Source organism: Microbacterium sp. GQ128 (assembly GCF_059758615.1).
Window position 1 is genome coordinate 95417 of the sequence record NZ_JCAXDY010000006.1, and the last position, 24789, is coordinate 120205.

General features: G+C 69.2%; 24 protein-coding genes. 11 read left to right on the top strand and 13 right to left on the bottom strand.

The annotated features are described in order from the left end of the window. The first annotated feature begins 236 nt into the window (after positions 1 to 236). The 3 genes from AC6CHX_RS18015 (at position 237) to purQ (ending at position 1784) form a co-directional block, all read left to right on the top strand. A complete protein-coding gene (locus AC6CHX_RS18015) occupies positions 237 to 770 on the top strand; it encodes an adenine phosphoribosyltransferase (RefSeq protein ID WP_498273931.1) in 534 nt (177 codons plus the stop codon). Positions 771 to 831: 61 nt separating this feature from the next. After that, positions 832 to 1080, top strand: a complete 249-nt coding sequence (gene purS, locus AC6CHX_RS18020) for a phosphoribosylformylglycinamidine synthase subunit PurS (protein WP_017204254.1) — start codon at positions 832 to 834, stop codon at positions 1078 to 1080. After that, the gene (gene purQ / locus AC6CHX_RS18025) at positions 1077 to 1784 is read left to right on the top strand and encodes a phosphoribosylformylglycinamidine synthase subunit PurQ (RefSeq protein ID WP_376102675.1); all 708 of its coding nucleotides are present in this window, start codon (positions 1077 to 1079) and stop codon (positions 1782 to 1784) included. Before purS ends, purQ begins: the two co-directional genes overlap by 4 nt. A 94-nt stretch (positions 1785 to 1878) precedes the next feature. Here the strand turns inward: purQ and AC6CHX_RS18030 are convergent, their stop codons facing one another. Beyond that, on the bottom strand, positions 1879 to 3126 hold the full coding sequence (locus tag AC6CHX_RS18030; RefSeq protein ID WP_498274127.1) for a hypothetical protein: 1248 nt from the start codon (positions 3124 to 3126) through the stop codon (positions 1879 to 1881). A 322-nt stretch (positions 3127 to 3448) separates the two neighbouring features. Here AC6CHX_RS18030 and AC6CHX_RS18035 point away from each other — a divergent pair, with 322 nt between their 5' ends. Next, complete coding sequence (locus tag AC6CHX_RS18035; RefSeq protein WP_452327563.1) at positions 3449 to 4345, top strand: SDR family oxidoreductase; 897 nt, start codon at positions 3449 to 3451, stop codon at positions 4343 to 4345. Positions 4346 to 4393: 48 nt separating this feature from the next. On the opposite strand, the gene AC6CHX_RS18040 is transcribed toward AC6CHX_RS18035, so the two are convergent. Beyond that, positions 4394 to 4822, bottom strand: a complete 429-nt coding sequence (locus AC6CHX_RS18040) for a DUF1761 domain-containing protein (RefSeq protein WP_136040789.1) — start codon at positions 4820 to 4822, stop codon at positions 4394 to 4396. A gap of 117 nt (positions 4823 to 4939) precedes the next feature. Here AC6CHX_RS18040 and AC6CHX_RS18045 point away from each other — a divergent pair, with 117 nt between their 5' ends. Continuing rightward, complete coding sequence (locus AC6CHX_RS18045) at positions 4940 to 6610, top strand: glycoside hydrolase family 13 protein (RefSeq protein WP_498273932.1); 1671 nt, start codon at positions 4940 to 4942, stop codon at positions 6608 to 6610. A gap of 87 nt (positions 6611 to 6697) precedes the next feature. Beyond that, positions 6698 to 7705 (top strand): LacI family DNA-binding transcriptional regulator, encoded by a 1008-nt coding sequence (locus AC6CHX_RS18050; protein ID WP_136040787.1) that lies wholly within the window; start codon positions 6698 to 6700, stop codon positions 7703 to 7705. A gap of 111 nt (positions 7706 to 7816) precedes the next feature. Here the strand turns inward: AC6CHX_RS18050 and AC6CHX_RS18055 are convergent, their stop codons facing one another. From AC6CHX_RS18055 to fdxA, 4 genes are read right to left on the bottom strand one after another with little or no spacing between them, the layout of a single operon-like run. Beyond that, complete coding sequence (locus AC6CHX_RS18055) at positions 7817 to 8446, bottom strand: superoxide dismutase (protein WP_105710713.1); 630 nt, start codon at positions 8444 to 8446, stop codon at positions 7817 to 7819. A gap of 22 nt (positions 8447 to 8468) precedes the next feature. Further along, positions 8469 to 8978 carry a flavin reductase family protein gene (locus AC6CHX_RS18060; RefSeq protein WP_498273933.1) on the bottom strand — a complete coding sequence of 170 codons (510 nt, stop codon included), beginning with the start codon at positions 8976 to 8978 and terminating at the stop codon, positions 8469 to 8471. Beyond that, positions 8975 to 10333 carry an FAD-dependent oxidoreductase gene (locus tag AC6CHX_RS18065; RefSeq protein WP_498273934.1) on the bottom strand — a complete coding sequence of 453 codons (1359 nt, stop codon included), beginning with the start codon at positions 10331 to 10333 and terminating at the stop codon, positions 8975 to 8977. The genes AC6CHX_RS18060 and AC6CHX_RS18065 overlap by 4 nt, the downstream gene beginning before the upstream one ends. Then, positions 10330 to 10656, bottom strand: a complete 327-nt coding sequence (gene fdxA / locus AC6CHX_RS18070; protein ID WP_498274129.1) for a ferredoxin — start codon at positions 10654 to 10656, stop codon at positions 10330 to 10332. The genes AC6CHX_RS18065 and fdxA overlap by 4 nt, the downstream gene beginning before the upstream one ends. Before the next feature lie 120 nt (positions 10657 to 10776). Between fdxA and soxR the strand changes: the two genes are divergently transcribed. Beyond that, positions 10777 to 11226, top strand: coding sequence for a redox-sensitive transcriptional activator SoxR (gene soxR, locus AC6CHX_RS18075; RefSeq protein WP_498273935.1), 450 nt, complete (start codon positions 10777 to 10779; stop codon positions 11224 to 11226). Positions 11227 to 11400: 174 nt separating this feature from the next. Here soxR and AC6CHX_RS18080 read toward each other — a convergent pair whose 3' ends face one another. From AC6CHX_RS18080 to AC6CHX_RS18105, 6 genes are all read right to left on the bottom strand, one after another. Continuing rightward, positions 11401 to 13647, bottom strand: a complete 2247-nt coding sequence (locus AC6CHX_RS18080; protein ID WP_498273936.1) for an exo-beta-d-1,3/1,6-glucosidase — start codon at positions 13645 to 13647, stop codon at positions 11401 to 11403. Continuing rightward, a complete protein-coding gene (locus AC6CHX_RS18085; protein WP_498273937.1) occupies positions 13647 to 14774 on the bottom strand; it encodes an ABC transporter permease in 1128 nt (375 codons plus the stop codon). Before AC6CHX_RS18085 ends, AC6CHX_RS18080 begins: the two co-directional genes overlap by 1 nt. A gap of 1 nt (position 14775) precedes the next feature. Further along, positions 14776 to 15864: an ABC transporter permease gene (locus AC6CHX_RS18090; protein ID WP_498273938.1), complete on the bottom strand. Its 1089-nt coding sequence runs from the start codon at positions 15862 to 15864 to the stop codon at positions 14776 to 14778. Then, positions 15861 to 16667 carry an ABC transporter ATP-binding protein gene (locus AC6CHX_RS18095; RefSeq protein WP_498273939.1) on the bottom strand — a complete coding sequence of 269 codons (807 nt, stop codon included), beginning with the start codon at positions 16665 to 16667 and terminating at the stop codon, positions 15861 to 15863. The genes AC6CHX_RS18090 and AC6CHX_RS18095 overlap by 4 nt, the downstream gene beginning before the upstream one ends. Beyond that, a complete protein-coding gene (locus AC6CHX_RS18100) occupies positions 16664 to 17488 on the bottom strand; it encodes an ABC transporter ATP-binding protein (RefSeq protein ID WP_498273940.1) in 825 nt (274 codons plus the stop codon). The genes AC6CHX_RS18095 and AC6CHX_RS18100 overlap by 4 nt, the downstream gene beginning before the upstream one ends. A 104-nt stretch (positions 17489 to 17592) precedes the next feature. Further along, positions 17593 to 19257: an ABC transporter substrate-binding protein gene (locus AC6CHX_RS18105; RefSeq protein ID WP_498273941.1), complete on the bottom strand. Its 1665-nt coding sequence runs from the start codon at positions 19255 to 19257 to the stop codon at positions 17593 to 17595. 156 nt (positions 19258 to 19413) lie between these two features. Between AC6CHX_RS18105 and AC6CHX_RS18110 the strand changes: the two genes are divergently transcribed. From AC6CHX_RS18110 to AC6CHX_RS18120, 3 genes are all read left to right on the top strand, one after another. Further along, on the top strand, positions 19414 to 20064 hold the full coding sequence (locus AC6CHX_RS18110) for a TetR/AcrR family transcriptional regulator (protein WP_498273942.1): 651 nt from the start codon (positions 19414 to 19416) through the stop codon (positions 20062 to 20064). 107 nt (positions 20065 to 20171) lie between these two features. After that, positions 20172 to 21386 (top strand): amidohydrolase, encoded by a 1215-nt coding sequence (locus tag AC6CHX_RS18115; RefSeq protein WP_498273943.1) that lies wholly within the window; start codon positions 20172 to 20174, stop codon positions 21384 to 21386. A gap of 328 nt (positions 21387 to 21714) precedes the next feature. Then, entirely contained in the window at positions 21715 to 23079 is a 1365-nt protein-coding gene (locus AC6CHX_RS18120) for a D-alanyl-D-alanine carboxypeptidase family protein (protein ID WP_498273944.1), read from the top strand. Between the two features lie 238 nt (positions 23080 to 23317). Here the strand turns inward: AC6CHX_RS18120 and AC6CHX_RS18125 are convergent, their stop codons facing one another. Then, entirely contained in the window at positions 23318 to 23821 is a 504-nt protein-coding gene (locus AC6CHX_RS18125; protein ID WP_498273945.1) for a MarR family winged helix-turn-helix transcriptional regulator, read from the bottom strand. An 89-nt stretch (positions 23822 to 23910) separates the two neighbouring features. Between AC6CHX_RS18125 and AC6CHX_RS18130 the strand changes: the two genes are divergently transcribed. After that, entirely contained in the window at positions 23911 to 24702 is a 792-nt protein-coding gene (locus tag AC6CHX_RS18130) for an SDR family NAD(P)-dependent oxidoreductase (protein WP_498273946.1), read from the top strand. The last annotated feature ends 87 nt before the right edge of the window (positions 24703 to 24789 follow it).

The window sequence follows — 24789 nt, forward strand, 5'->3', positions numbered from 1 at the left end:
CACTCCTTTGTGTGGTGGGGGTCGTGCGGTGTTGCTGCTTTCGGGACGTCGTGGGAGCGCTCCCACGAACTGAGCAGTCACTCTATGGGAGCGCTCCCACGGTGTCAAGCCGGTCTGGTTGCCGACGATCCGCCGAGGTAGGGACGATTCACCGAGGGGATGCCGGGAAACCCTCGGCCGATCGTCCCCTTGTCGGCGAATCGTCAAGGCCAGGTCGAGCGGCGTAACCTTGTCCGGTGCCCGAAGCCGCCCTGTCTCCTGCCCTCGTCCGTGCCGAAACCCTGATCCGCAACGTGCCGGACTACCCGCAGCCGGGCATCATCTTCCGCGACATCACGCCGCTCCTCGCCGATGCCGAGGCACTGCGGGTCACGACCGAGGCGATCATCGAGCCCTTCGCCGGCCAGTTCGACGTGATCGCGGGCATCGAGGCGCGCGGCTTCATCCTCGCCAGCGCCGCCGCGATCGCCGCCGGCGTCGGCCTCATCCCGATCCGCAAGGCCGGAAAGCTGCCCCGGCCCGCGGCATCCGTCGACTACGCCCTCGAGTACGGCACCGCGACGATCGAGATGCACGACGACCTGCCCACCGGCTCCCGCGTGCTGCTCATCGACGACGTGCTGGCCACGGGCGGCACGCTCGCTGCCGGGCGCGAACTCGTCGAGCGTCTCGGCAGCCACGTCATCGGCATCTCGGTGCTGTTCGAGATCGACGGCCTCGGCGGTCGCGAAGCCGTCGGCGACCTGCACACCGTCTTCCACTCCGCGTAAGCGGCTCGCCCGAGGACGGTAGACTGGGTGCGCCCGTCCGCCCGCGACTCTTGGAGCCGTCATGCCCACCATCGTCGTCGACGTCATGCCCAAGCCCGAACTGCTCGACCCGCAGGGCAAGGCCGTCTCCGGCGCCTTCGCCCGCCTCGGCGTCGAGGGCTTCACCGACGTCCGCATCGGCAAGCGCTTCGAGCTCACGGTCGAGGGCGAGGTCACCGACGAGGTGCTCGCCGAGGCCCGCCGCATCGCCGACGAGGTGCTCTCCAACTCCGTGATCGAAGACGTCGTCGGCATCGAGGTCGCGGAGTGACCATCCGCATCGGCGTCGTCACCTTCCCCGGCTCGCTCGACGACCGCGACGCACAGCGCGCCGTCCGCATCGCCGGCGCCGAGCCCGTCGCCCTGTGGCACGGCTCGCACGATCTCGAGGGCGTCGACGCGCTCGTCCTCCCCGGCGGCTTCAGCTACGGCGACTACCTGCGCGCCGGCGCGATCGCCGCGCTCTCGCCGATCATGTCCGAGGTGAAGGATGCCGCCGCCAAGGGCATGCCCGTGCTCGGCATCTGCAACGGCTTCCAGATGCTCGTCGAGGCGCACCTGCTGCCCGGCGGACTGATCCGCAACAACCACCAGCACTTCGTGCGCCGCGACCAGCGCCTCACGGTCGAGAACTCCGACACCGCCTGGACGAACGCGTTCCGCAGCGGCCAGGAGATCGTCATCCCGCTGAAGAACGCCGACGGCGGCTACATCGCCGACGAGCAGACCCTCGACCGCATCGAGGGCGAGGGCCTCGTGGCCTTCCGCTATGCCGGCGTGAACCCGAACGGTTCGCTCCGCGACATCGCCGGTGTCACGAACGAAGCGGGCAACGTGGTCGGCCTCATGCCGCACCCCGAGCACGCCACCGAAGCCGGCTTCGGCCCCGACACCGCGGCCGCCATGCGCAGCGGTGTCGACGGACTCGACTTCTTCACGAGCGCGATCGCCGCCGTCGCCCGCGTCGCCGCGTAACCACTTCGCCCGCGTCGCCCGACAGCCCGACCCGACCCACCCCCTTCGGTTCGAACCGGCCCCTTGCGTCTGCACGCACAGGGCCGGCTCGTCCTCAAGAGGCCGGGTCGACCGGCAGCACGAACGGGTTGTCCTCCGCTGACGCGAGCAGGTACCACGCCGTCGCGCCGGTGTGCAGGCTCGCGTAGTAGAGGTCGCCGAAGCCTGAATCGAGACCGTCGTTCGAGGTCGCGACGATCCCCTTGCCGTCGCCGTTCGGCGCGTCGCGCTGCGCCAGGCGGATGCTGTCCAGCAGCATCTCCGCCGTCGCGGCATCCTCCGAGCCGTCGCGCAGCCGGAGGGCCAGCGCCAGGTGCCCGCTGCCTTCGAACCACGCCTTCGACACGTCGACCTCGCTGATCGACGGACCGGTATAGGGGCCGTCCGTCGCGATCAGGTTCTCGAGTGTCCAATCCAGCGCTGTCCCGTACCGTGGGTCGCCGGTGGCGAGTGAGCTCCACGTCTGCGCGTCCAGCGGGATGGGCCGGGTGTTGATCGTCGAGCCGTCGAGGCCGGTGCCGGTGTTCACGTGGCCGTCCGCGCTCTGCATCGCCGCGACGAAACCCGCGGCAACGGCTGCGCGATCGGACCACACCGAATCGCCTGTGAGCTGCGCCAGTTGAGTGAAGAATCCCGCCACGTCGCTGTTGTGCTCCGTGGACTTCCAGGTCAGCGACGTTCCATCCTCGAGCTGGCCGCCGGTGTAGCCGGAGGGCGCGCGGGCCATATCTGCCGTGTGGTCCTGGATCCACCGACCGACACGCAGTGCCCCCTCGAGGTACCGCGGATCCCCGGTCGTGTGCGCGAGCCGCGTGAACGCCATCCCGACCCAGGCCTGATTCCCGGTGAACGTGCCGGGCCCGGTGATCTCCACCCGTCCCTGCCGGATGCCGTGCGGCTCGTACGACGCGCGGGTGCGGCCGTCGCCGATCGGGTCGTTCTCCTGCACGAAGAGGAGCGCGTCACCGATCGTCCGCGCACGTCGGATGTCGTCCGGCAGACCTCGGGCGGTGTACGCCATGATCACCAGTGCGTCGTCGTACACGAACGACGGCGTGAAGTCCCAGCTCGGCGTCGTGAAGAATCCGCCCTCGTAGCTGCGCGGCAGGCAGCGGCCGGCGCCGTCGCAGAACTGATCCACGCGCGCGTCGAGGAATTCGTAGGCCAGCGCGACCGAGCGCGACGGGTCCGGTGCGCCGTCCACGGACGGGGAGCCGTCGGCTGCGGCGAAGGCGCCTGAGACGGCGGGCACGGCGGCCGCGAGCGCCGCTGCGACGAGCGCGGCGGTGACCACCGACGGCATCCTTCGGCGCGACGAACCGGACATCGGAACCCCTCTGGCAGGACCACGGTCCGGGTGCGGCCCGCGGGCGGCCGGACGGCCACGATAGGAACATTCGCATATCGAGTCGCCGCGCAGAAGTGGCGAAGGTCTAGGTTTCTGCGGCCCGTGAGGACAACAACGGCGTCCGCATAGCAACCGGGGTCGGTCCGCGCAAGGCTTTTGCCCCGACGGGGAGGTCGGCCGCACTCTGGGAGTCCACTCGCCGCCGAGACTCGTGCCTGCGTCTCGCACGCAGATCACGGGCGGCGGAGACGATCGGCCACTGTCGAAAGGACGCCTCATGCCCCGCGACCAGTACACCTTCACCAACCCCGCCGAGCTCTATGCGGACATCGAACCCGAGAAGCAGCACATGCCGGAGCCCGGTCTCGACGCCGATCTGGCTCCGAAGGCCGACCTCGGCGAGGAGAGCTACCGCGGCACCGGACGCCTGACCGGACGCAAAGCGCTGATCACCGGCGGCGACTCGGGTATCGGCGCGGCCACCGCGATCGCGTTCGCCCGAGAGGGTGCCGACGTCGCGATCTCTTACCTGCCCGAGGAGGAGAAGGATGCGAGTCGCATCGCCGGCATCCTGCGCGACGCCGGCGTGAAGGTCGCCGCTCTGCCGGGAGACCTCCGCGATCCCGAGTACTGCCGGACCCTCGTCGCGGACGCGGTGGCCTCGCTCGGCGGGCTCGACATCCTCGTCAACAACGGCGGGAAGCAGGTCTATCAGGAGTCGCTGATCGACATCACGGACGAGCAGTTCGACGACACGTTCAAGACCAACGTGTACGCGATGTTCTGGATCACGAAGGCAGCCCTGCCGCACCTGCCCGCCGGCTCGACGATCATCAACACCACGTCGATCCAGGCGTACTCGCCCTCCGGCATCCTCGTCGATTACGCCTCGACCAAGGCGACCATCAACGCCTTCACGAAGGGACTTGCCGAGCAGCTCGCCCCGAAGGGCATCCGCGTGAACGCCGTGGCGCCCGGTCCGATCTGGACGCCCCTGCAGCCCAGCGACGGACAGCCCCAGGAGAAGCTCGAGAGCTTCGGCGAAGACACCCCGCTCGGCCGGATGGGACAGCCCGCCGAACTCGCCCCCGCCTACGTCTTCCTGGCGTCGGCCGAGTCGAGCTACGTGGCCGGTGAGACGCTGAACGTCAACGGCGGCATGCCCACGCCGTGAGCAGACGGGGTCGTCGACGGGCTCCCCGCCGACGACCCCGTACGGGCCCTAGCCCAGTGCCGGCGGCCAGACGCCGATCAGCACGGCCATCACCACGACCGTGACCAGTTCGTGCGCGATGTTCAGGGTCGTCAGCCTCGTCGAGCGGCCCTCGAAAGCGTCGTGCGTGATGAAGCGCGCGGCGGTGAACCCCGCCCACAGCGTGACCGCCGTGACGATGGTGCCCCAGAAGAACGGACCGCCGTAGAAATGCCAGGCGATGGCGGATGCCCCAGCGAGCACCCAGGCCGTGATGAAGCTCACGATGACGGTGGTGATGATCGGCCACATCGCCGTGGCCGCCGGACGATCCATGTCGACGTTCGCGAGCTTCGACCACCGCGTGCCGAACACCTTCGGGGCGTACCAGATCGAGCCGACGAGCATGCTCGACGCGGTGGCCAGCAGCACCGCCCAGTAGTTGATCTCGGGAACCATGATTCCTCCACTCATCGGATGCCGTCAGGCTACTCCCCCGATGGACGCCCGCCCGGGATCGAACCGATTCGATGCCCGCTCTGGCAAGACTGTAAGCGTTTGCAGTAGCCTGTTCGCATGGCACAGCTTGAGCAGATCGCAGCCCCCGGTTCCGAGTGGTGGCGCAGCGCCGTCATCTACCAGATCTACCCCCGTTCCTTCGCGGATGCCTCCGGCGACGGCATCGGCGACCTCCCGGGCATCACCAGCCGCCTCGACGCGCTGCAGGAACTCGGCGTCGACGCGATCTGGCTCAGCCCCTTCATGACCAGTCCGCAGCGCGACGCCGGCTACGACGTGGCGGACTACCGCGACGTCGACCCGCTGTTCGGCACGCTCGCCGACTTCGACGAGATGCTCGCTCAGGCACACGACCGCGACATCCGCGTGATCGTCGACCTGGTCCCGAACCACTCGTCCGACCAGCATGTCTGGTTCCAGGAAGCCCTCAAGGCAGCACCGGGCAGCCCGGAGCGCGCGCGGTACATCTTCCGCGACGGCCGTGGTGAGAACGGCGAGCTCCCCCCGAACAACTGGGAGTCGGTGTTCGGCGGCGGCATGTGGCAGCGCGTGACCGAGGCCGACGGCACCCCCGGCCAGTGGTACCTGCACATCTTCGATGCCACGCAGCCCGACTTCGACTGGAACAACGAAGAGGTGCAGGAGGAGTTCCGCTCCATCCTCCGCTTCTGGCTCGATCGCGGCGTCGACGGCTTCCGGGTGGACGTCGCCCACGGCATGATCAAGACCGAGGGCCTCCCGGACTACACCCCGCCGACCGACGCCGACTCCATGGGCGGCGGCGAATCGAACGTGCCGTACTGGGGCCAGGACGGCGTGCACGAGATCTACCGCGACTGGCACAAGGTGCTCGCCGAGTACGACGGCGACCGAGCCCTGTGCGGCGAGGCCTGGATGCCGACCCTCAAGCAGACGGCTCTCTGGGTGCGTCCGGACGAGATGCACCAGACCTTCAACTTCCCGTACCTGATGACGCCGTGGGACGCACAGCGACTGGGTGACGTCATCCGCGAGTCGCTCGACGAGTTCGGCGGCGTCGGAGCGCCCAGCACCTGGGTGCTCTCGAACCACGACGTGGTGCGGCACGCCTCGCGCCTCGCGCTCACGGCCGACAACCCCCAGGGCGAGGGCATCGGACCGAACACCCCGAACAAGCCCGACATCGTCATCGGACTGGCCCGTGCCCGCGCGGCGACCACCCTCATGCTCGCTCTGCCCGGCTCGGCGTACCTGTATCAGGGCGAGGAGCTCGGGCTCCCCGAGGCCATGGAGATCCCCGACGAGTTCCGTCAGGACCCGACCTGGTTCCGCACCGAGGGCAAGCGCTACGGCCGCGACGGATGCCGCGTGCCGCTGCCCTGGGAGGCCGAGGCTCCGGCCTTCGGCTTCAACGAGACCGGGAAGTCGTGGCTCCCGCAGCCGGCCGAGTGGGCGACGTACGCCCGCGACGTCGAAGAGGTCGACCCCGGCTCGACGCTCGCGCTGTACAAGCGACTGCTCGCCGCCCGCCGTGAGCACGGCTTCGGCAGCGGCTCGCTGATCTGGGAAGACGCCGGGGCCGAGACGGTGGCCTTCCGCCGCGGTGATGTGCACGTGGTCGCGAACCTCGGCACCGAGCCGATCGAGCTGCCCGCCGACGCGACGGTCATCCTGCAGAGCCAGCCCTTCAACGGAGCGGCCATCCCGGTCGACACCGCCGTCTGGTACACCACCGCCGCCCAGGTCTGACAAGCCCCTTCCGGTCGCGATTTCTGCCGCTCACACCCGCGTGAAGCGACAGAAATCGCGACCGGAACACTTTTCGAAGAGGAACACATGGCCAGCATCGATGAGGTCGCCCGGCTCGCCGGGGTCTCCACCGCGACCGTCTCGCGCGCCCTCAGCGGCCGCGGCCACGTGTCCGAGTCCGCCAGAGAGCGGGTGCAGGCCGCGGCGCAGTCGCTCGGGTACGTCGTGTCCTCGCGCGCGTCGAGCCTGGCGTCGGGGCGCACCCGCAACATCGGGGTCGTCGTCCCGTTCCTCGACCGGTGGTTCTTCAGCACGGTGCTCTCCGGCGTCTCGGCCGCGCTGATGCGCGCCGGCTACGACATCACGCTCTACAACATCACCGCCGACAAAGACGTGCGCCGGCACGTGTTCGACACGTTCCTGCGGCGGCAGCGCGTGGATGCCGTCATCGCCGTGTCGATCGAACTCGACGCCGACGAGACGCAGCACCTGCTCGACCTCGGCCTGCCGGTGATCGCGATCGGCGGCCCGAACCCGAAGCTCGACACCCTCACGGTCGACGACGTCGCGGTCGCCCAGCTCGCCACCGAGCACCTGATCGGCCTCGGCCACACCGACATCGCCCACATCGGCGCGAACCCCGAGTTCGACATCGACTTCCACATCCCCACCAACCGCCGCCTCGGGTTCGAGAAGGCCCTGGCGGAGGCCGGGATCCCCCTGAACCACGCCTTCCTCGAGCCGGCCGACTTCACGGTCGAGGGCGGCTATCGCGCGGCGAAGCAGCTGCTCGGACGACCGGGTCCACGACCGACCGCGGTGTTCGCGGCATCCGACGAGATGGCGATCGGAGCCCTGCTCGCCGCGCGCGACCTGGGCTTCAGCGTGCCCGAGGAGCTGTCGATCGTCGGCATCGACGGGCACGAGCTCGGGGAGTTCTTCCGCCTGACCACGGTCGATCAGTTCCCGCTCGGACAGGGCGAGCGCGCGGCGGATGCCGTGCTGGCGAAGCTCACCACCCCCGACGAGGTGCACATCCCTTCGGCGCTGCCGTACGAGCTGAACGTGCGCGGGACGACCGCGCGCCTGATCTAGCTCGACCCATCGAACTCGACCCGGCCCGTTATGTGCGACCCGGCCCTTTGCGGACGTCCGCAACGGGCCGGGTCGCACATATGAGGCCGGGTCGAGCAGAGTACGGGAGGGTCAGCCCGCGACGATCAGACCCTTGGTCGCGGTGCGGGCGGCCTCGAAGCGGCGCTGCACGTCGGGCCAGTTCACGAGGTTCCAGAACGCCTTGACGTAGTCGGCGCGCACGTTGAGGTAGTCGAGGTAGTAGGCGTGCTCCCAGACGTCGAGCTGCAGCAGCGGAGTGACGCCGAGCGGCGCGTTGCCCTGCTGGTCGAACAGCTGGAAGATCACGGGACGAGCGCCCACGCTGTCCCAGGCCAGCACGGCCCAGCCCGATCCCTGCACACCGAGTGCGGTCGCGGTGAAGTGCGCGCGGAAGGCGTCGATCGATCCGAATGCGTCGACCAGCGCCGCCTCGAGCTCACCCTCGGGAGCGCCGCCGCCCTCGGGCGAGAGGTTCTGCCAGAACACCGAGTGATTGATGTGGCCACCGAGGTTGAAGGCGAGGTCCTTCTCGAGCTTGTTCACGTTGGCGAGGTCACCCGCGCTGCGGGCGGTCGCCAGCTGCTCGAGTGCCGTGTTCGCACCCGTCACGTACGCCTGGTGGTGCTTGGAGTGGTGCAGCTCCATGATCTTGCCGGAGATGTGCGGCTCGAGGGCCGAGTAGTCGTAGGGGAGCTCGGGGAGTGTGTAGAGAGTGGACATGGCGTCTTCCTTTCGATGATGGTCAGTGGTGGGTGTCGTGCGGGAGGGAGTGGAAGCGGCGGTCGAGGTACACGAGCGGGCGGCCCTGCGGCCCCGCCAGCACCTCGAGGACCTCGGCGATCACGACCGTCGACGAGCCGACGGCCACGGTCTGCAGGGTGCGGCAGCGCAGGGCGGCCCGCGCCGAAGCGAGGTGCGGCTCGCCCGTCTCCAGGGCCGACCATCCCTGCTCGGGGGTGAACCGCTCGGAGCCGCTGACCGCGAAGCTCTGCGCGAGATCGGAATGCTCGTCGTCGATGAGGTGGACGACGAAGGTGTCGGCGCCGAGGATCGCGCCCGCGGATCCGGTCGCCCGAGTGACCGAGAACACGATCGCCGCCGGGTCGACCGCGACGGACGCGACACTCGAGGCCGTGAGCCCGACCGGGCCCGCGGGGGTGGATGCCGTGATGATCGCGACACCGGCGGGGTGCGTGCGGAAGGCGGTCTTGAGTCCTTCGCCGACCGGGGTGGGTACTGGTATCGCGGTCATCGGCCGGCCTCCGTCATCTGTTCCTGTTTCGCGTGCACGAGCATCTCCGCGCGTTCGACGATCTTGGTGCGCTCCCGTCCGCGTTCCGCTCCGGCCCCGCGTTCGGCGGCGTCGATGCGCAGCCAGCCGGCGAGGTCGACGGCGTGGTCCACGTGGGCGAGCGGGTCCTCGCCGGACGCGGCCGGCTCGGCGTCGGCGAGATCGTCGACGAGGTGCCGAACGGTCTGCGCGGCATCCGACTTGGTCGAGCCGATGAGCCCGACGGGACCCCGCTTGATCCAGCCGGTGGCGTACAGCCGCGGGATCGGCGCGCCCGCCGCATCCACGACCCGTCCTTCGACGTGCGGGACCACTCCGAGCTCCGCGTCGAACGGCATGCCGGGAACCGGGGTCGAGCGGTAGCCCACGGCCCGGTAGACCGCTCCGACGTCGTAGCGCAGCAGCTCTCCCGTGCCGACCATCCGGCCCAGCTCGTCGGATGCGGTGCGCTCCATCTCGATGCCGGTCACGCGGTCCGTGCCCAGCAGGCGCACGGGGCGCTGCCGCAAGTGCAGGTGGATGCGGCGCGAGGCCGTGCGCGTGGCGGGGTCGCGCGCGGCCCACTCGGTCATGGTGCGCACGATGATGCGGCGCTGCGAGAACTGCGCCACCACCCGCTCGGCGTGCTCATCCAGGGCGAGCTCCTCCGGGTCGACGATCACGTCGACGTCGTCCTGCTCGGCGAGCTCGCGCAGCTCCATCGCCGAGAAGCGCACATCAGCGGGGCCGCGCCGGGCGAACAGATGCACGTCGCGCAGCGGGCTGGCGGTGAGCTGGTCGAGCACGGCATCCGGGGTGTCGGTGTGCGTCAGTGCGGAGGCGTGCTTCGCGAGGATCCGCGTGACGTCGAGGGCGACGTTGCCCGCACCGAGCACCGCGACCGACTCGGCCTCGAGCGGCCAGGTGCGCGCGACATCGGGATGCCCGTCGTACCAGGCGACGAAGGCGGCCGCGCCGAACGAGCCCGGCAGATCGATGCCGGGGATGTCGAGTGCGACGTCGAGGTCGGCGCCGGTCGCCACGATCACACCGTCATAAGCCGCACGCAGTGCGTCGATCTCGACGTCGACGCCGATCTCGACGTTGCACAACAGCCGGATGCGCGGGTTCACGAGCACATCGTGCAGGGCGTCGGTGATCTTGCGGATGCGGGGATGATCCGGGGCGACGCCGTAGCGGACCAGGCCGTAGGGAGCCGGAAGCTTCTCGAACAGGTCGATCGACGCGGTCGGGACGAGGCCGAGGAGGATGTCGGCGGCGTAGATTCCGGCCGGCCCTGCCCCGATGATGGCGATGCGCGGTTCGGTGACGGTCATGCGTGTTCCCCCTGGGGCGCGAGCGCGGCGATGATCGGGTGGTCGAAGGGGAGCATCCCCGTCTTGGCGGCACCTCCGGGCGAGCCGATCTCGTCGAAGAACTCGACGTTCGCCTTGTAGTAGTCCTGCCACTCGTCGGGCAGATCATCTTCGTAGTAGATGGCCTCGACCGGGCACACCGGTTCGCAGGCGCCGCAGTCCACGCACTCGTCGGGGTGGATGTACAGGGACCGTTCCCCCTCGTAGATGCAGTCGACGGGGCACTCGTCGATGCAGGCCTTGTCCTTCACATCGACGCACGGCAGGGCGATCACATAGGTCATCGCGGGGTCTTCGTTCGGGTCACGCTGTCCTCGTTCGGGTCGATCGGCCCACGTCGGGGCCACTCGACAACCGTAAGACCTCAAGTACACTTGAGGTCAAATCGAGGGAGAGGCATCCCGATGAGCCCGCACGCGCCCGACGAGCCGCTGACGATCGGCGAGATGACCCGACGCACCGGTGTCGCCGCCTCCGCCCTGCACTTCTACGAGTCGCTGGGCCTCATCGCCTCCACCCGCACGCCCGGCAATCAGCGCCGCTACGCCCGGCACATGCTGCGGCGGGTCTCGCTCATCACGGTCGCAAAACGCCTCGGCATCCCGCTTTCCGACGTGCAGGCAGCCTTCGCCGATGTGCCGCTGACCGAGACACCGAGTCACGCCGACTGGCAGAAGGCGTCACGACGCTGGAAGCGCGAGCTCGAGAAACGGCGCGAAGGGATCGAACGTCTCGAGCGCGAGCTCACCGGATGCATCGGCTGCGGCTGCCTGTCGATGAAGGCGTGCGGACTGCTCAACCCCGATGACGCCCTCGGCACGCAGGGCGTCGGCCCGCAGCGCCTGCAGGACTGACATCCCCCCGTCCTGCGCACTCCTTCCTTCCTCGCCGCCGACCCGGCCCGTTGCGCACGACCCGGCCCCTTGCGTGCGCACACAAAGGGGTGGCTCGCACACAAGGGGGTGGGTCGGCGTGAAGGAGAAGGAGGAGGAGGAGAAGGAGGAGGAGGAGGAGAAGGAGAGGCCGGGTCAGGCGACCTCGAAGTCAGCGGAGAGGAGCACCTCGTCGCGGGAGCTCGGGCCGACCAGCAGCTCGAACGCGCCGGCCTCGACCAGACGCTTTCCGGCGGCATCCACGATCGAGCAGTCGGCGACCGGCAGCTCCACGCGCACGCGGGCGGACTCCCCCGGAGCGATGTCGACCTGGCGGTAGGTCTTGAGCTCCTTGTCGGTCCAGCTCACGCTCGTCACCGAATCGCGCACGTACACCTGCACCGTCTCGCGCACCGGCCGTGAGCCCGTGTTCGCCACCGTGACGTGCCCGACGATCGTGTCGGACTCCCCGAGCGAGGTCGCTTCCAACTCCAGGTCGGAGTACGCAACCGTCGTGTACGACAGGCCCTCGCCGAACGCCCAGGCAGGCGACTGCGTCAGGTCGGCGTACCGGTCGCCGTGCTGTCCGCGGATCTGGTTGTAGTACGTCGGCTGCTGCCCCACGTGCCGGGCGAACGAGATCGGCAGCCGACCGGAGGGCTCGACCGCGCCCGAGATGATCTCGGCGAGCGCACGGCCACCCTGCATGCCCGGGTTCGCCGCCCAGATCACGGCGGCGGCCTTCGACGCGGATGCCGGGAGCACGAGCGGCTTCGAGGCGAGCAGCACGATCACGACGGGCTTCCCGGTCGCGATGAGCGCGTCGATCAGGGCGTTCTGCCCGCCGATGAGTTCGAGCGTCGCGGTCGAGCGGCCCTCTCCGACGAGCTCGATCCGGTCACCGACCACGGCGACCACGACGTCGGAGGCGGATGCCGCCGCCACGGCCTCGGCGATCAGCGCGGCATCCGGCTCACACGCCTTCACCACCGGCGGACGCGGCTGGTGATCGGGGAAGAAGGCGCCCTTCGGGTCTTCCTCCAGCGTGAGGATGTCGGCACCATGGGCGTGCGTGACACTCCACCCCTCGACTCCCTGCAGGCCGTCGAGCACGGTCGTGATCATCTCGCGCGGCTGTCCGTCGAGCCACCCGGCCTGACCCGAGCCGCCGGCCCAGTCGCCGAGCTGCGTCTGCGCGTCGTCGGCGAGCGGTCCGGTGACGACCACCCGCAGCGGGGCGGTCGGGTCGAGCGGCAGCACCCCGTCGTTCTCGAGCAGCACGATGGAGCGGCGGGCCGTCTCGAGGTTCAGCTCCGCGTGCGCGGCGCTGCCGACCACGGCGTCGAGCTCGGCACCCGGCAACCGCGGGTTCTCGAACAGCCCCAGCTCGAACTTGAGCGTCAGGATGCGGGCGGCTGCGGCGTCGAAGGCATCCTCGGGGAGCATCCCGCGGGCCACGGCATCCAGCGCCCCCTCGTAGAAGGCGGGCGTCGTCATGATCATGTCGTTGCCCGCCCGCACGGCCGCTGCGGCCGCGTGCGTGATGTCGGGCTGGATCCGCTGCTCCCACACCATGCGTCCGACGTTGTCCCAGTCGGTGATGAGGGTGCCGGTGTACCCCCACTCGCCGCGCAGCACGTCGCTGAGCAGCCAGTCGTTGGTCGTGATCGGCACGCCGTCGGTGGTCTGGTAGCCGAGCATGAACGTGCGGCACCCCTCGCGGGCGACGCGCTCGAACGGCGGCAGGAACCAGGAGATGAGCTTGCGGCGCGAGATGTCGGCCTCGCTCGCATCGCGACCGCCCTGGGTCTCGGAGTACCCGGCGAAGTGCTTGGCGGTCGCGAGGATCGCGGTCGGGTCGTCGAGGCCGTCGCCCTGGTAACCGCGCACCATGGCCGATGCGAGCTCGCCGATCAGGAACGGGTCCTCGCCGAAGGTCTCGCTGATGCGCCCCCAACGCAGGTCGCGGGCGATGCACAGCACGGGCGAGAAGGTCCAGTGGATGCCGGTGATCGCCACTTCCTCCGCCGTCGCGCGGGCCACCCGCTCGAGCAGGTCGGCATCCCACGATGCGGCCATGCCCAGCTGGGTCGGGTAGATCGTGGCTCCCGGCCAGAACGAGTGCCCGTGGATGCAGTCCTCGCCCACCAGCAGCGGAATGCGGAGCCGGGTCTCGGCCGTCAGCTCGTTCGCCCGCAGGATGCGCTCGGGAGAGGTGTGCAGGATCGATCCCGCGTGCCGCCGCGCGATGTGGTCGTCGAGGTCGTCGCGCGCGTCGAGCTGCAGCATCTGCCCGACCTTCTCCTCCAGCGTCATGCGGTTGAGGAGATCGGCCACGCGCTCGGGGATCGAGAGGGCGGGGTCCTGGTAGGGAAGAACCGTGGTCAGGGTCTGAGAGGTCATCACTTCGTGTTCTGTGTCGAGGTCTTCGGAGAGTCGGAGGTGTCGGGCGAGGTCGCCGACGTTACGGGATCGGCGCTCTTTCGCGGCAGGGGCACGCTGCGGACGGCCGTGACGGCGTCGTTCACGTCCAGCCCCTTCTTCTTCATGGCCCTGGCACGCTCGCCGGCCGAGCGCAGGCGCGGGTTGACGTACTCGTCGATGCCGAAGTTGATGAGCGAGAGGGCGACGCCGATGATCGCGATGCAGAGCCCGGCGGGCACGTACCACCACCACAGGCGCGGGAAGGCGCCGTTCTGCTGCGCCCAGAACAGGATGGTGCCCCAGTTGAGGTTGCTCACGGGGATCACGCCGATGAAGGCCAGCGTCGTCAGGCCGAGGATGGCCGCGGTGACCGTGCCGACGAAGCTCGACGCGATGAGCGCCATCAGGTTCGGCAGCATCTCGACCGTGATGATGCGGCGCAGCGGCTCGCCGTTGGCGCGCGCGGCCTGGATGAAGTCGCGGTTGCGCAGCGACATCGTCTGGGCGCGCAGCACGCGCGCACCCCACGCCCATCCGGTCAAGCCCAGCACCGCGGCGATCACGATCAGCGGCGGGTTGTCGAACTGCGAGGCGATGATGATGATCAGCGGGATGCCGGGGATCACCAGGAACACGTTGGTCAGCGCCGAGAGCGACTCGCTCTTCCAGCCGCGCACGTAGCCGGCGATCACACCGATCGTGATCGCGATGATCGTGGCGATGAAGGCCGCGAGGAAGCCGACGACGATCACACCGCGAGTGCCGTAGATGATCTGGCTCAGCACGTCCTCCCCCATGTGCGTCGTGCCCAGCCAGTGCTCCCAGGAGGGCGGCTGACGCAGCGCGGTGCGGTCCTTCTGGGTCGGTCCGTACGGCGCGATCCAGGGGGCGAGGATCGCGACGAGCACGAACACGCCGAGGATGATGAGACCCGCGACCGACTTGGGGTTGCGGAACATCGCGAACGCCTGGCCGAGCTGCGACCAGAAGGTCTTGCGCGGCGGCTCGCCGGTCGGCGGGGTGCGCAGGGTCGCGGTCTCCGGCATGCCCGAGACGACGGCCGATCCGTCGGGAGCGGTGCTCGCTGCGGTGGTGGGAACGGTCATGTCAGGACTCCATCTGGCGCGTGCGCGGGTCGAGGTAGGCGTAGACGACATCCGCGAGGATGTTGGCCACGAGCACCGACAGCGTGATCACGAGGAAGACACCCTGCATGAGGGCGAAGTCCTTGGCGTTGGTCGCGTCGAGCAGGAGCTTGCCCACGCCCGGGTAGCTGAACACCATCTCCATCACGATCGTGCCGCCGACGATGAAGCCGATCGACAGCGCGAAGCTCTGGATCTGCGGCAGCACCGCGTTGCGGGCGGCGTATCCCCACAGCACCCGTTTGTTGGGCATGCCCTTCGCCTGCGCGACCGTGATGTAGTCGTCGTCGAGCACGGTCAGCATCATGTTGCGCATGCCGAGCACCCAGCCGCCGAGAGAGGCGACCACGATGGTCAGCGCCGGCAGCGTGCCGTGCATGATCACCTGGCCGATGAAGTCGAAGCTCCACTCGGGCGACTGGCCCTTGTCGTAGGCGTGCGAGGAGGGGAACCACTTCAGCGTCGACGAGAAGATCGCGATCGCGATGAGCCCGAGCCAGAAGTACGGGATGGTGTTGAAGAACGTCGTCACCGGGATGATCGCGTCGAGCCTGCTGCCGCGCTTCCATCCGACGATCGCACCCGCGACCGTGCCGATCGTGAACGAGATGATCGTCGCGATGCCGACCAGGCCGAGGGTCCAGGGCAGGGCGGCGGCGAGCACCTCGGCGACCGGCCGCAGGCCGTGCAGCGTGGAGATGCCGAGGTCTCCGCGCAGCAGCATCCCCCAGTACTCGATGTACTGCTGCCAGATCGACTTGTCGGTGTCGATGCCGAGCAGGATGCGCAGCGCCTCCTCGGCCTCGGGGCTCACGCTGCGGTTGCGGGCGAGGTAGGAGCTGACCGCATCGCCTTTCATGAGGCGCGGCAGGAAGAAGTTGATCGTGATGGCCGCCCACAGGGTGAACAGGTAGAAGCCCGCGCGTCCGGCGAAGAAGCGCCACGGCACGCGCCGCTGCCCGCGCTGCGCCGTGGTCGCGGTGGTCCCGACCTCGAGGGCGTCGCGGGCGACCAGGTCGTTGTCGTCCAGCTGGGGAAATGCGGTGCTCACCGTGCGCCTCCGTTCGATGGGGCCTGTGCGAAGAACTTGTCCGGGTCGGGGGAAGCGGATCGCAGTTCTCGCGTGTACGGGTCCTGCGGGTTGAGGATGACGTCGTCGGCGGTGCCGTACTCCACGACGCGCCCCTGGTTGAGGACCATGATCTCGTCGCTGAAGTGGCGGGCGGTGGCCAGGTCGTGGGTGATGTAGAGCACGCCGAGCCCCTCTTCGCGCTGCAGGTCGGCGAGCAGGTTCAGTACGCCGAGGCGGATCGAGACGTCGAGCATCGAGACGGGCTCGTCGGCGACCAGGAGCGACGGACGGGAAGCCAGCGCGCGGGCGATCGCGACGCGCTGCCGCTGCCCCCCGGAGAGCTCGTGGGGGCGGCGGTCGATCACGGCATCCGCATCCAGGCGCACGCGGTCGAGGAGCCGGCGCACCTCGTCCTCCGTCTCCTTCTTCGGCACGACGTCGTCGAGACGGATCGGGCGCTCCAGGTGGTACCGGATCGAGTGGTACGGGTTGAGCGAGGCGAACGGGTCCTGGAACACCATGCGCAGCTGTTGCCGGTACCTCCGCAGCCCTTTGCCGCGACGGGGGATCGGCGTGCCGTCGAGCAGCACCTCGCCGCTGGTGGGGGTCTCGAGCTGGGTGAGGATCTTGGCGATCGTGGACTTGCCGCTGCCGGACTGGCCCACCAGGCCGATCGTCTGGCCGGAGGTGAGGGTGAAGCTCACCTCGTCGAGCGCCTTGATCTGCCCGGCGCCGCGGACGTTGTACGCCTTCGTGACGTTTCGGAATTCGAGGGTGGTCATCGCACCAGCACTCCTCTCTCGCCGGTGAGTCGGGGGAACGACGACAGCAGCGTCTTCGTGTACTCGTGCGCGGGCTGCGTCCAGATGCGCTCGGCGGTCTCGAGCTCGATGATCTCGCCCTCGCGCATGATCGCGATCCGGTCGCTGATCTCCAGGAGGAGGGGAAGGTCGTGGGTGATGAAGATCACCGAGAAGCCGAACTCGTGCCGCAGCTGCGAGATCTGCTTGAGGATCTCCCGCTGCACCAGCACGTCGAGCGCGGTGGTGGGCTCGTCCATGACCATGAGCTGCGGGCGCAGCGCGAGGGCCATCGCGATCATCACGCGCTGGCGCATGCCGCCGGACAGCTCGTGCGGGAAGGAGCGGATGCGCTGGCGGCCGACCTTGACGATCTCGAGCAGCTCCTCGGCCTCAGCGCGGCGCTGCTTGCGGTTCATGTCGGGGCGGTGGATCTCGAACACGTCCTCCAGCTGCGAGCCGATCGTCGCGACCGGGTTGAGGGCGTTCATCGCGCCCTGGAACACCATCGACACCTTGTCCCAGCGGAACCGCTGCATGGCATCCACATCGAGCGCGTTGATGTCGATGTCGACGCCGGTCGCATCGTGGAACGTCACGCTTCCGCCGGTGATGACGGCCGGGGCGCGGAGCAGGCGCTGCACCCCGTAGGCGAGCGTGGTCTTGCCGCATCCGCTCTCGCCGGCGAGACCGAGGATCTCGCCGCGCTGCAGTTCGAGGGTCACGTTCTTCACCGCCTCGACGGGCGGATCGACGTCGTACACGACCGAGAAGTCGCGCACGCTGAGCAGGGGGTCTGGCATGGGGTGTCCTTCGTGGGGGGCGGGCCCTTCGACAGGCTCAGGGACCCAGATGGGTGGCTGAGCCTGTCGAAGTCCGGCCGCGGGTGGCTGAGCCTGTCGAAGTCCTACTCGGCGGGCTTCAGCTTCGTGAGGATCTGCACGATGTTCTGCTGCGTCGGGTCGGCGGACGCGTACGGGTCCTCCTCCGACGGCCAGCCCACGTAGTTGCGGGTGTTGAACTCGCCCAGCAGCGGGTGCGCACCCAGCGGAATCGCCGGCACCTGCTCGGAGAAGATCGTCTGCAGCGTGTCGAGTGCCGCGGTGCGCTCCTCATCCGACGAGGCGTTGGCGTACGAGTTCAGCGCGGCCGTCGCCTCGGGGTCTTCGAACCGGCCGAAGTTGAAGCCGGCCTTGCCGTCCGAGATCCAGCGCGGGTCCATGGTCGAGGTGTAGAGGCCGTAGGCCGTGCCGCTGTCCTCGAGCCAGTGGATGATCGCCGAGAAGGTGCCGTTGTCGCGAGGGTCCGCCCAACCGCCCCAGTCGGGCATGTCGATCTTGACCTCGGCGCCGATGGCATCCGTCACGTCTTCGGCGATGAGCTCCTGCGCGGTGTTCCAGTCGCTCCACCCCGAGGGGACCGAGAGCGTGAACGAGACGGGTGCGCCGTCGGGGTCGATCAGCGCGTCGTCCTTCCAGGTGTAGCCGGCGGTCTCCAGCAGATCGCGGGCCTTCTCGGCGTCGACCGAGTAGTCCACATCCTTGAACTCGGGCTGGATCTCGTCTTCGAGGATCGACGACAGACCGGTCACCGACCAGACGGCCTCGCTGGCGCCCTCGCGGGCGATGTCGACGTAGGCGTCGCGGTCGATCACCCAGGCGAGCGCCTGACGGAAGGCCGGGTCGTCGAACGGCTTCTGCTGCAGGTTCATGAACAGCGTCGCCGAGCCGGTGGTGGGGGCTGCCCAGAACTTGTTGTGCTCGGGGTCGACCGACAGGAACTGCTCCTCGATCTGCGGGATGAACGCCTGCGCCCAGTCGGCGTCGCCGTTCGCGAGAGCGGTGGTCAGCGCGGTGTTGTCGCCGTACGAGACGTAGTGCAGCTCGGGCACCGAGAGGTCGCCGCCCCAGTAGTCGTCGCGGGCCTCGAGGGTGACCGACTCGGTCGACCAGTTCGACAGGACGTAGGGGCCGGTGCCGACCAGGTCGTCGCCCTTGACGGGGTCGGTGGCCGGGTCGTCGAGGTTCTCCCAGATGTGCTTCGGGACGATCGGCACGTGCAGGGCGCGGCCCAGGTTGACGTACTTCGACGCGGCGAAGGTCAGCACGACGGTGTCGCCCTCGACCACGGCGCTGTCCAGCTGGAGGCCGGCGGTGTCCAGCGCGGGCGTGGAGGCGAGCTCGTACGAGTAGACGATGTCGTCGGCGGTGAACGGCTCGCCGTCGCTCCAGGTGACGTCCTTGCGCGGGACGACCGTGAGCTGCGTGTAGTCGTCGTTCCACTCGAGGCTCTCGGCGAGCCACGGCGTGACTCCGCGGTCGCCGGTCTGGTTGACGAGGGCGAGGGTCTCGAAGATCACCTTGCCGTAGCCGTACTTCGATGCGGACGAGTCGCCGACGTACGGGTTGTTGGATTCGGTGGTGATCGCGCCGTCCGGCTTCGCGATCGTGAGGGCGGCACCGCCGGCGGCACTGCCGGAGTCGTCGTTCCCTCCTGCGGAGCATCCGGCGAGGGCCGAGATACCGAGGGCGGTGATCGCGGTCGCCGCGATCAGAGACTTTCTGAGCTTCATTGCTTCTCCTTGGGCACGGTCGTTGTGCTGTGTCGCCGGTGGATGGGGGTCCGCCGGCCGTCGTGATTTGCTTACTGTCGAGAAAGTAAGCTTCCGTGAGGTTACCGAGGAGTAAGTTGGATCGCAAGCACGGCTTGCGAGAGAGAGGAGGCCGCGGTGGCAGACAGCGACCAGACCGTCCGCGTGCGCCCGGCGACCCTCGCGAAACGCGAGCAGATCCTCAAGGCTGCGGTGGAGATCTTCGGCAACAAGGGCTCGACCAACGGCACCCTCGCCGACGTCGCCGACCAGGTCGGGATCACCCACGCCGGGGTGCTCCATCACTTCGGGTCGAAGCAGAAGCTGCTGCTCGAAGTACTCTCGTATCGCGATCAGACCGACGTCGCCGAGCTCGCCGAGAAGCACATCCCCGGCGGCCCCGAGCTGTTCCTGCACCTCGTACGCACGGCCTACGCCAACGAGCGCCGCCCCGGCATCGTGCAGGCGTACACCGTGCTCTCGTCGGAATCCGTGACCGACGACCACCCCGGCCGGGAGTACTTCGAGGACCGGTACACGACGCTCCGGCGCGAGGTCACCGCGGCGTTCCACGAGCTGTGCGCCCAGGAGGGCGTGCGCGATCCCGACACGATCGCCGACGCGGCAGCCGCGATCCTCGCCGTGATGGACGGGCTGCAGCTGCAGTGGCTCCTGCACCCCGGAACCGTCGAGCTGGGCCGCGCGAGCGAGTTCGCGATCCGCGCGATCGTGAACGGCGTGCTGCACCCCGGGCCGGAGCTGTCGACGTACGCGGCTTCCACGAGCTGAGACCCCGACTTCTCGTCGAGACCCCGCCCTGGCGCTGTCGCGGAAACGGGGTGTCGGCGGGAACCAGGGGTCTCGGCGAGGCGAGCCGCCACGGCTAGGCTCGGGCCATGACGATCGACCTCGAAGCGCTGTACATCGACCTGCATCAGCATCCGGAGCTCTCGTTCCAGGAGACGCGCACCGCCGGCATCGCCGCCCAGCATCTGCGCGACCTCGGGCTCGAGGTCGAAGAGGGCGTGGGCGTCACGGGCGTCATCGGCGTGCTGCGCAACGGCGACGGGCCGGTCGTGTGGGTGCGCGCCGACATGGACGCGCTGCCGGTCGAGGAGCAGACCGGTCTCGCCTACGCGAGCACCGCCCACGGCGTCGACCCCGCCGGCACGACCGTTCCCGTCATGCACGCCTGCGGCCACGACATGCACGTCACCGCCATGATCGGCGCGGTCGAGAAGCTCGTCGCCAAACGCGATCAGTGGTCGGGCACCCTCGTCGTGGTGATCCAGCCCGCCGAGGAGTACGGCGCCGGCGCGCGCGCGATGCTCGACGCCGGCATCCTCGACCGCTACCCGAAGCCCGACGTCGTGCTCGGCCAGCACGTGACCCCGCTGCCCGCCGGCATCATCGGTGTGCGCAGCGGCACGCAGATGGCGGCATCCGACGGCCTGACCGTGACGCTGCACGGACGCGGCGGCCACGGTTCCCGCCCGCACGCCACGATCGATCCGGTGGTCATGGCCGCGGCGACCGTCATGCGCCTGCAGACCATCACCTCGCGCGAGATCGACCCGCAGGGCGTCGCCGTCGTGACGGTCGGCTCGATCCACGCCGGCCTCAAGAACAACATCATCCCCGCGGAGGCGAAGCTCGAACTCAGCCTGCGCTACCCGAACGAAGAGGCGCGCGAGAAGGTGCTCGCGAGCGTCGAGCGCATCGTGCGGGCCGAGGCCACCGCCTCCGGCGCGGAGCGGGAGCCCGAGATCCGCACCGACCACACGCTTCCGGCCACGATCAACGACGAGGATGCCACGGCACGCGTGACCGCAGCGCTCCAGCGTGCCCTGGGCGAAGCATCCGTCATCGACCCCGGCATGTTCACCGGCAGCGAGGACGTGTCGTGGTTCGCGCGGGATGCCGGGGTGCCGCTGGTGTTCTGGTTCTGGGGCGGCATCGACCCGGTCCGTTTCGCCGAGGCGAGCGCGGCCGGGCGCCTGGAGAAGGACATCCCGACCAACCACTCCCCGTTCTTCGCCCCGGAGATCCACCCGACCATCGAGGTCGGCGTCACGGCACTGTCGGCCGCGGCGCGGGAGTTCCTGGGTTAGAGCCGCGGGCTCGGCTGCGGCTGCGGACCGCGGCCCGGCCCGGCCCGGCCCGGCCCGCGCTTCCGTCGGTGGATCGCGCTTCCGTCGGCCGTTCTGGCGCGAAACGGCCGACGGAAGCGCGGATGGCCGCAACCGGTGCACCCCCGATCCGGACTCAGACCCAGGGCCGGAGCGCGTGTCCCCCGAATGGCGGATAGCGCGGGGCGGCGGATGTCCGCCATGATGACCACACATGGTTCCTCGGAAGGGCTCTGCCTCGAGGTCGGAGCGGACTTTCATGGAGGTACCTCGTGCTCATGCCGGACGCGCTCGGTGACGGGCTCTCTCGTTGACGGGGCCGGACCGACCGACGGACGAGCTGTCCGACTTCGCGGAGTTGATGACCCACGAGCAGGAGTTCGTCTCCCCTCGTGATCGCGACCCGGAGGCGCACAGGCGACGCAGACGCCGGGGGCTCATCATCACCGCCGCCTGTTTCGTCCTGCTGCTGGCCGCGACCGGAGGCTACATCGCGTGGGCTCTCGCCGCTCCCGTGAATCCGCCGAAGGTGACCTCGCAGATTCCGCCGGTGCCTGCCGGCGCGGCCGCGTCCATCGCCGCGGCCCCCGCCGCTTCATCGGCGATCAGCATCTCCGGCGCGGACGCGTATCTGGGCGAGGGGGCGAGCGGAATCTGGTCGTCGAGCGGAACCGGCGACCCGCTCCCCATCGCGAGCATCACGAAGCTCATCACCGCGCTGGTCATCCTCGATGCCGTGCCGCTCTCCTCCGCCGACGACCCCGGACCCACGATCACCTTCGACGAGTCCGACAATGATCTCTACGACGAGTACTACGTGCTCGGCGCGACCATCGCCCCCATGCCCACGGGCACCTCGATGTCGCTGCATGATGCCCTCGCCGCGATGCTGATCCCTTCGGCGAGCAACTACGCCGAGGCGCTGTCGTCCCGGATCTTCGGATCGCAGGACGCGTTCCTCGGCGCGACGCGCGACTGGCTCTCCGCCCACGGCTTGACGGGCACCACGATCACCGAGCCCACCGGCATCAGCCCGCGCAACACGAGCACGACCGCCGACCTCCTGGCCATCGGGAAGCTCGCCGCGGCGAATCCGACGATCGCTCAGATCGTGGCGACCCCGTCGATCTCGCTCCCGGGCGCCGGCCAGTTGTACAACACCAACGGCCTGCTCGGAACCAGCGGCATCACGGGGTTGAAGACCGGCACCCTGGGCCAGGGCACGTACAGCCTGCTCTACACCGCGACACTCGTCGTGGGCACCGCCGACCCGCTCGCGGTGACCGGCGTCATCCTCGGAGGACCGACGCGCGAGTCCGTGAACAGCAGCGTGCTCGCCGCGCTGGACAGCATCCGTGCCGGCTTCCACGAGGTGCCCGTCGCGACATCCGGACAGGAGATCGGCACGATCACGACACCCTGGGGATCCACGGCCCAGCTCGTGATCGGCGAGGATGCCACGATCTTCACCTGGTCGGACACCCCGATCGTCGCGACGATGGACATCAAGACTCCGCCGACCTACCGCGACGGCACGGTCGTGGGGAGCATCACCTGGACCGCCGGGCCGCAGACCGTGACCGCCCCGGTCGCGATCACGGGCAGCATCGATCCGCCGACCGAGTGGTGGCGGCTCACCCACCCGGCCGAGCTCGGTGCGGCGTCTGGAGAGTGAGGGCTGCGACGCCCCGGGTGCGCGTGATTCGCACTCCCGTCGGTGATTCGCACTTCCGTCGGCCGTTCTGCCCCGAAACGGCCGCGGGAAGTGCGATTGGCCGCGGCAGGCGCCCCGCGAGAGCGGGCGCGCGTGATTCGCACTCCCGTCGGTGAATCGCACTCCCGTCTGCCGTTCTGCCACGAAACGGCCTCGGGAAGTGCGATCGGCCGCGGCAGGCGCCCCGCGAGAGTGGGCGTCAGGCCGAGTCGGGAGAGGCTGGCGGGCGCCATCCACCCTCGTCGCGGAGTGCACCGGCGATCCGCCGCGAGATCTCCCGCAGCTGCCGGCGCTGCGCTGCCGTGATCCGATCGAGGACCAGTTCGCGCACCAGCTCCGCGTGACCGGGAGCCGCCTCGTCGACTTTGGCGCGACCGCTCTCGGTGATGACCGCGAGGGTGAATCGGCCGTCGCTCGGGTCGGGGGTGCGCCGCATCCATCCCTTCGTCTCGAGGCGCGTGGCCGCACGGGAGAGCCGTGACAGCGTGCTGTTCGCGTACGACGAAAGCACGCTCATCCGCAGTCGACCCTCCTCGGCATGGGCGAGCGCGTAGAGCACGCCGAACTCGAAATGCGTGAGCTGCGCATCGCGCTGGAGCTGGGCGTCGAGCGCCGCAGGCAGCCACTCGAGCACCGTCGCCACGGCCGACCAGGTGTCGAGCTCCTCGCCCGTCAGTGGCGGGATCGCACCGTTCGTCGTCATCTTCTCAGCGTATAGGTTCTCGCGATTTGACTTGACCAGGAAAGTCATTTTGACTTGCTCAGGAAAGTCAATCCACAGAGGAGACCCAGATGGAACTCGAACTCACCGGCAAGCGCGCATTCATCAGCGGATCGACCGAGGGGATCGGATACGCGATCGCGGCGGAACTCGTCCGCGCCGGCGCCGACGTGGTGATCAGCGGCCGCGATGCTCAGCGCATGCACACCTCGGCCGAGGAACTGCGCGCCCTCCGACCCGGTGTCGACGTCACGGGGATCGCGGCCGACTTCGCCGACGCCGCTCAGGTGCGGCACCTCGTGGGCCAGCTCGGCGAGATCGACATCCTCGTCAACAACGTCGGGATCTTCGACGTGCGGACGTTCACCGAGATCTCGGACGACGAGTGGCAGCGGTACTTCGACGTGAACGTCATGAGCGGGGTCCGCCTCTCCCGCCACGTACTCGACGGGATGCTCACCCGCGGCTGGGGGCGGATCCTCTTCGTGTCGAGCGAGTCGGGGATCGACGTCCCCGCCGACATGACGCACTACGGCGCGACCAAGGCGGCCATGCTCGCCCTCGCGAACGGCCTGGCCAAGTCGACGCGCGGCACCAGCGTGACCGTCAACAGCATCGTCGGCGGACCGACCTACTCGCAGGGCGTCGCACGCGCCGTCGAGCAGATCGCCCGCGCCCAGGGCATGGATCCGGCCGACCTCAAGCAGGCCATCGCCGCACGCAACACCACCTCGCTGCTGGAGCGGTTCATCGAGCCCGAGGAGATCGCGCACCTGGCTGCGTACCTGGCGAGCCCGCGCGCCTCGGCGACGAACGGCGCCGCGCTGCGCGCCGACGGCGGGACGCTCACGACGATCCTCTGAGTCGGGGGCACCGCCGGGTCGCGCCCCCGCGACCACCCAGGTCGAGACCTCGCCCCCTCATCCGAGCCAGCGCGGGTTGCGCTCCCG

What these genes read in the sequence shown, in the direction of transcription:
- AC6CHX_RS18035 (WP_452327563.1), top strand. Translation starts at nt 3,449, where the DNA reads ATGCCCCGCGACCAGTACACCTTCACCAACCCCGCCGAGCTCTATGCG.
- AC6CHX_RS18045 (WP_498273932.1), top strand. Translation starts at nt 4,940, where the DNA reads ATGGCACAGCTTGAGCAGATCGCAGCCCCCGGTTCCGAGTGGTGGCGC.
- AC6CHX_RS18065 (WP_498273934.1), bottom strand. Translation starts at nt 10,333, where the DNA reads ATGACCGTCACCGAACCGCGCATCGCCATCATCGGGGCAGGGCCGGCC.
- AC6CHX_RS18060 (WP_498273933.1), bottom strand. Translation starts at nt 8,978, where the DNA reads ATGACCGCGATACCAGTACCCACCCCGGTCGGCGAAGGACTCAAGACC.
- AC6CHX_RS18085 (WP_498273937.1), bottom strand. Translation starts at nt 14,774, where the DNA reads ATGACCGTTCCCACCACCGCAGCGAGCACCGCTCCCGACGGATCGGCC.
- AC6CHX_RS18030 (WP_498274127.1), bottom strand. Translation starts at nt 3,126, where the DNA reads ATGCCGTCGGTGGTCACCGCCGCGCTCGTCGCAGCGGCGCTCGCGGCC.
- AC6CHX_RS18100 (WP_498273940.1), bottom strand. Translation starts at nt 17,488, where the DNA reads ATGCCAGACCCCCTGCTCAGCGTGCGCGACTTCTCGGTCGTGTACGAC.
- purS (WP_017204254.1), top strand. Translation starts at nt 832, where the DNA reads ATGCCCACCATCGTCGTCGACGTCATGCCCAAGCCCGAACTGCTCGAC.
- AC6CHX_RS18125 (WP_498273945.1), bottom strand. Translation starts at nt 23,821, where the DNA reads ATGACGACGAACGGTGCGATCCCGCCACTGACGGGCGAGGAGCTCGAC.
- AC6CHX_RS18105 (WP_498273941.1), bottom strand. Translation starts at nt 19,257, where the DNA reads ATGAAGCTCAGAAAGTCTCTGATCGCGGCGACCGCGATCACCGCCCTC.
- AC6CHX_RS18055 (WP_105710713.1), bottom strand. Translation starts at nt 8,446, where the DNA reads ATGTCCACTCTCTACACACTCCCCGAGCTCCCCTACGACTACTCGGCC.
- fdxA (WP_498274129.1), bottom strand. Translation starts at nt 10,656, where the DNA reads ATGACCTATGTGATCGCCCTGCCGTGCGTCGATGTGAAGGACAAGGCC.
- soxR (WP_498273935.1), top strand. Translation starts at nt 10,777, where the DNA reads ATGAGCCCGCACGCGCCCGACGAGCCGCTGACGATCGGCGAGATGACC.
- AC6CHX_RS18040 (WP_136040789.1), bottom strand. Translation starts at nt 4,822, where the DNA reads ATGGTTCCCGAGATCAACTACTGGGCGGTGCTGCTGGCCACCGCGTCG.
- AC6CHX_RS18050 (WP_136040787.1), top strand. Translation starts at nt 6,698, where the DNA reads ATGGCCAGCATCGATGAGGTCGCCCGGCTCGCCGGGGTCTCCACCGCG.
- AC6CHX_RS18130 (WP_498273946.1), top strand. Translation starts at nt 23,911, where the DNA reads ATGGAACTCGAACTCACCGGCAAGCGCGCATTCATCAGCGGATCGACC.
- AC6CHX_RS18080 (WP_498273936.1), bottom strand. Translation starts at nt 13,647, where the DNA reads ATGACCTCTCAGACCCTGACCACGGTTCTTCCCTACCAGGACCCCGCC.
- AC6CHX_RS18095 (WP_498273939.1), bottom strand. Translation starts at nt 16,667, where the DNA reads ATGACCACCCTCGAATTCCGAAACGTCACGAAGGCGTACAACGTCCGC.
- AC6CHX_RS18115 (WP_498273943.1), top strand. Translation starts at nt 20,172, where the DNA reads ATGACGATCGACCTCGAAGCGCTGTACATCGACCTGCATCAGCATCCG.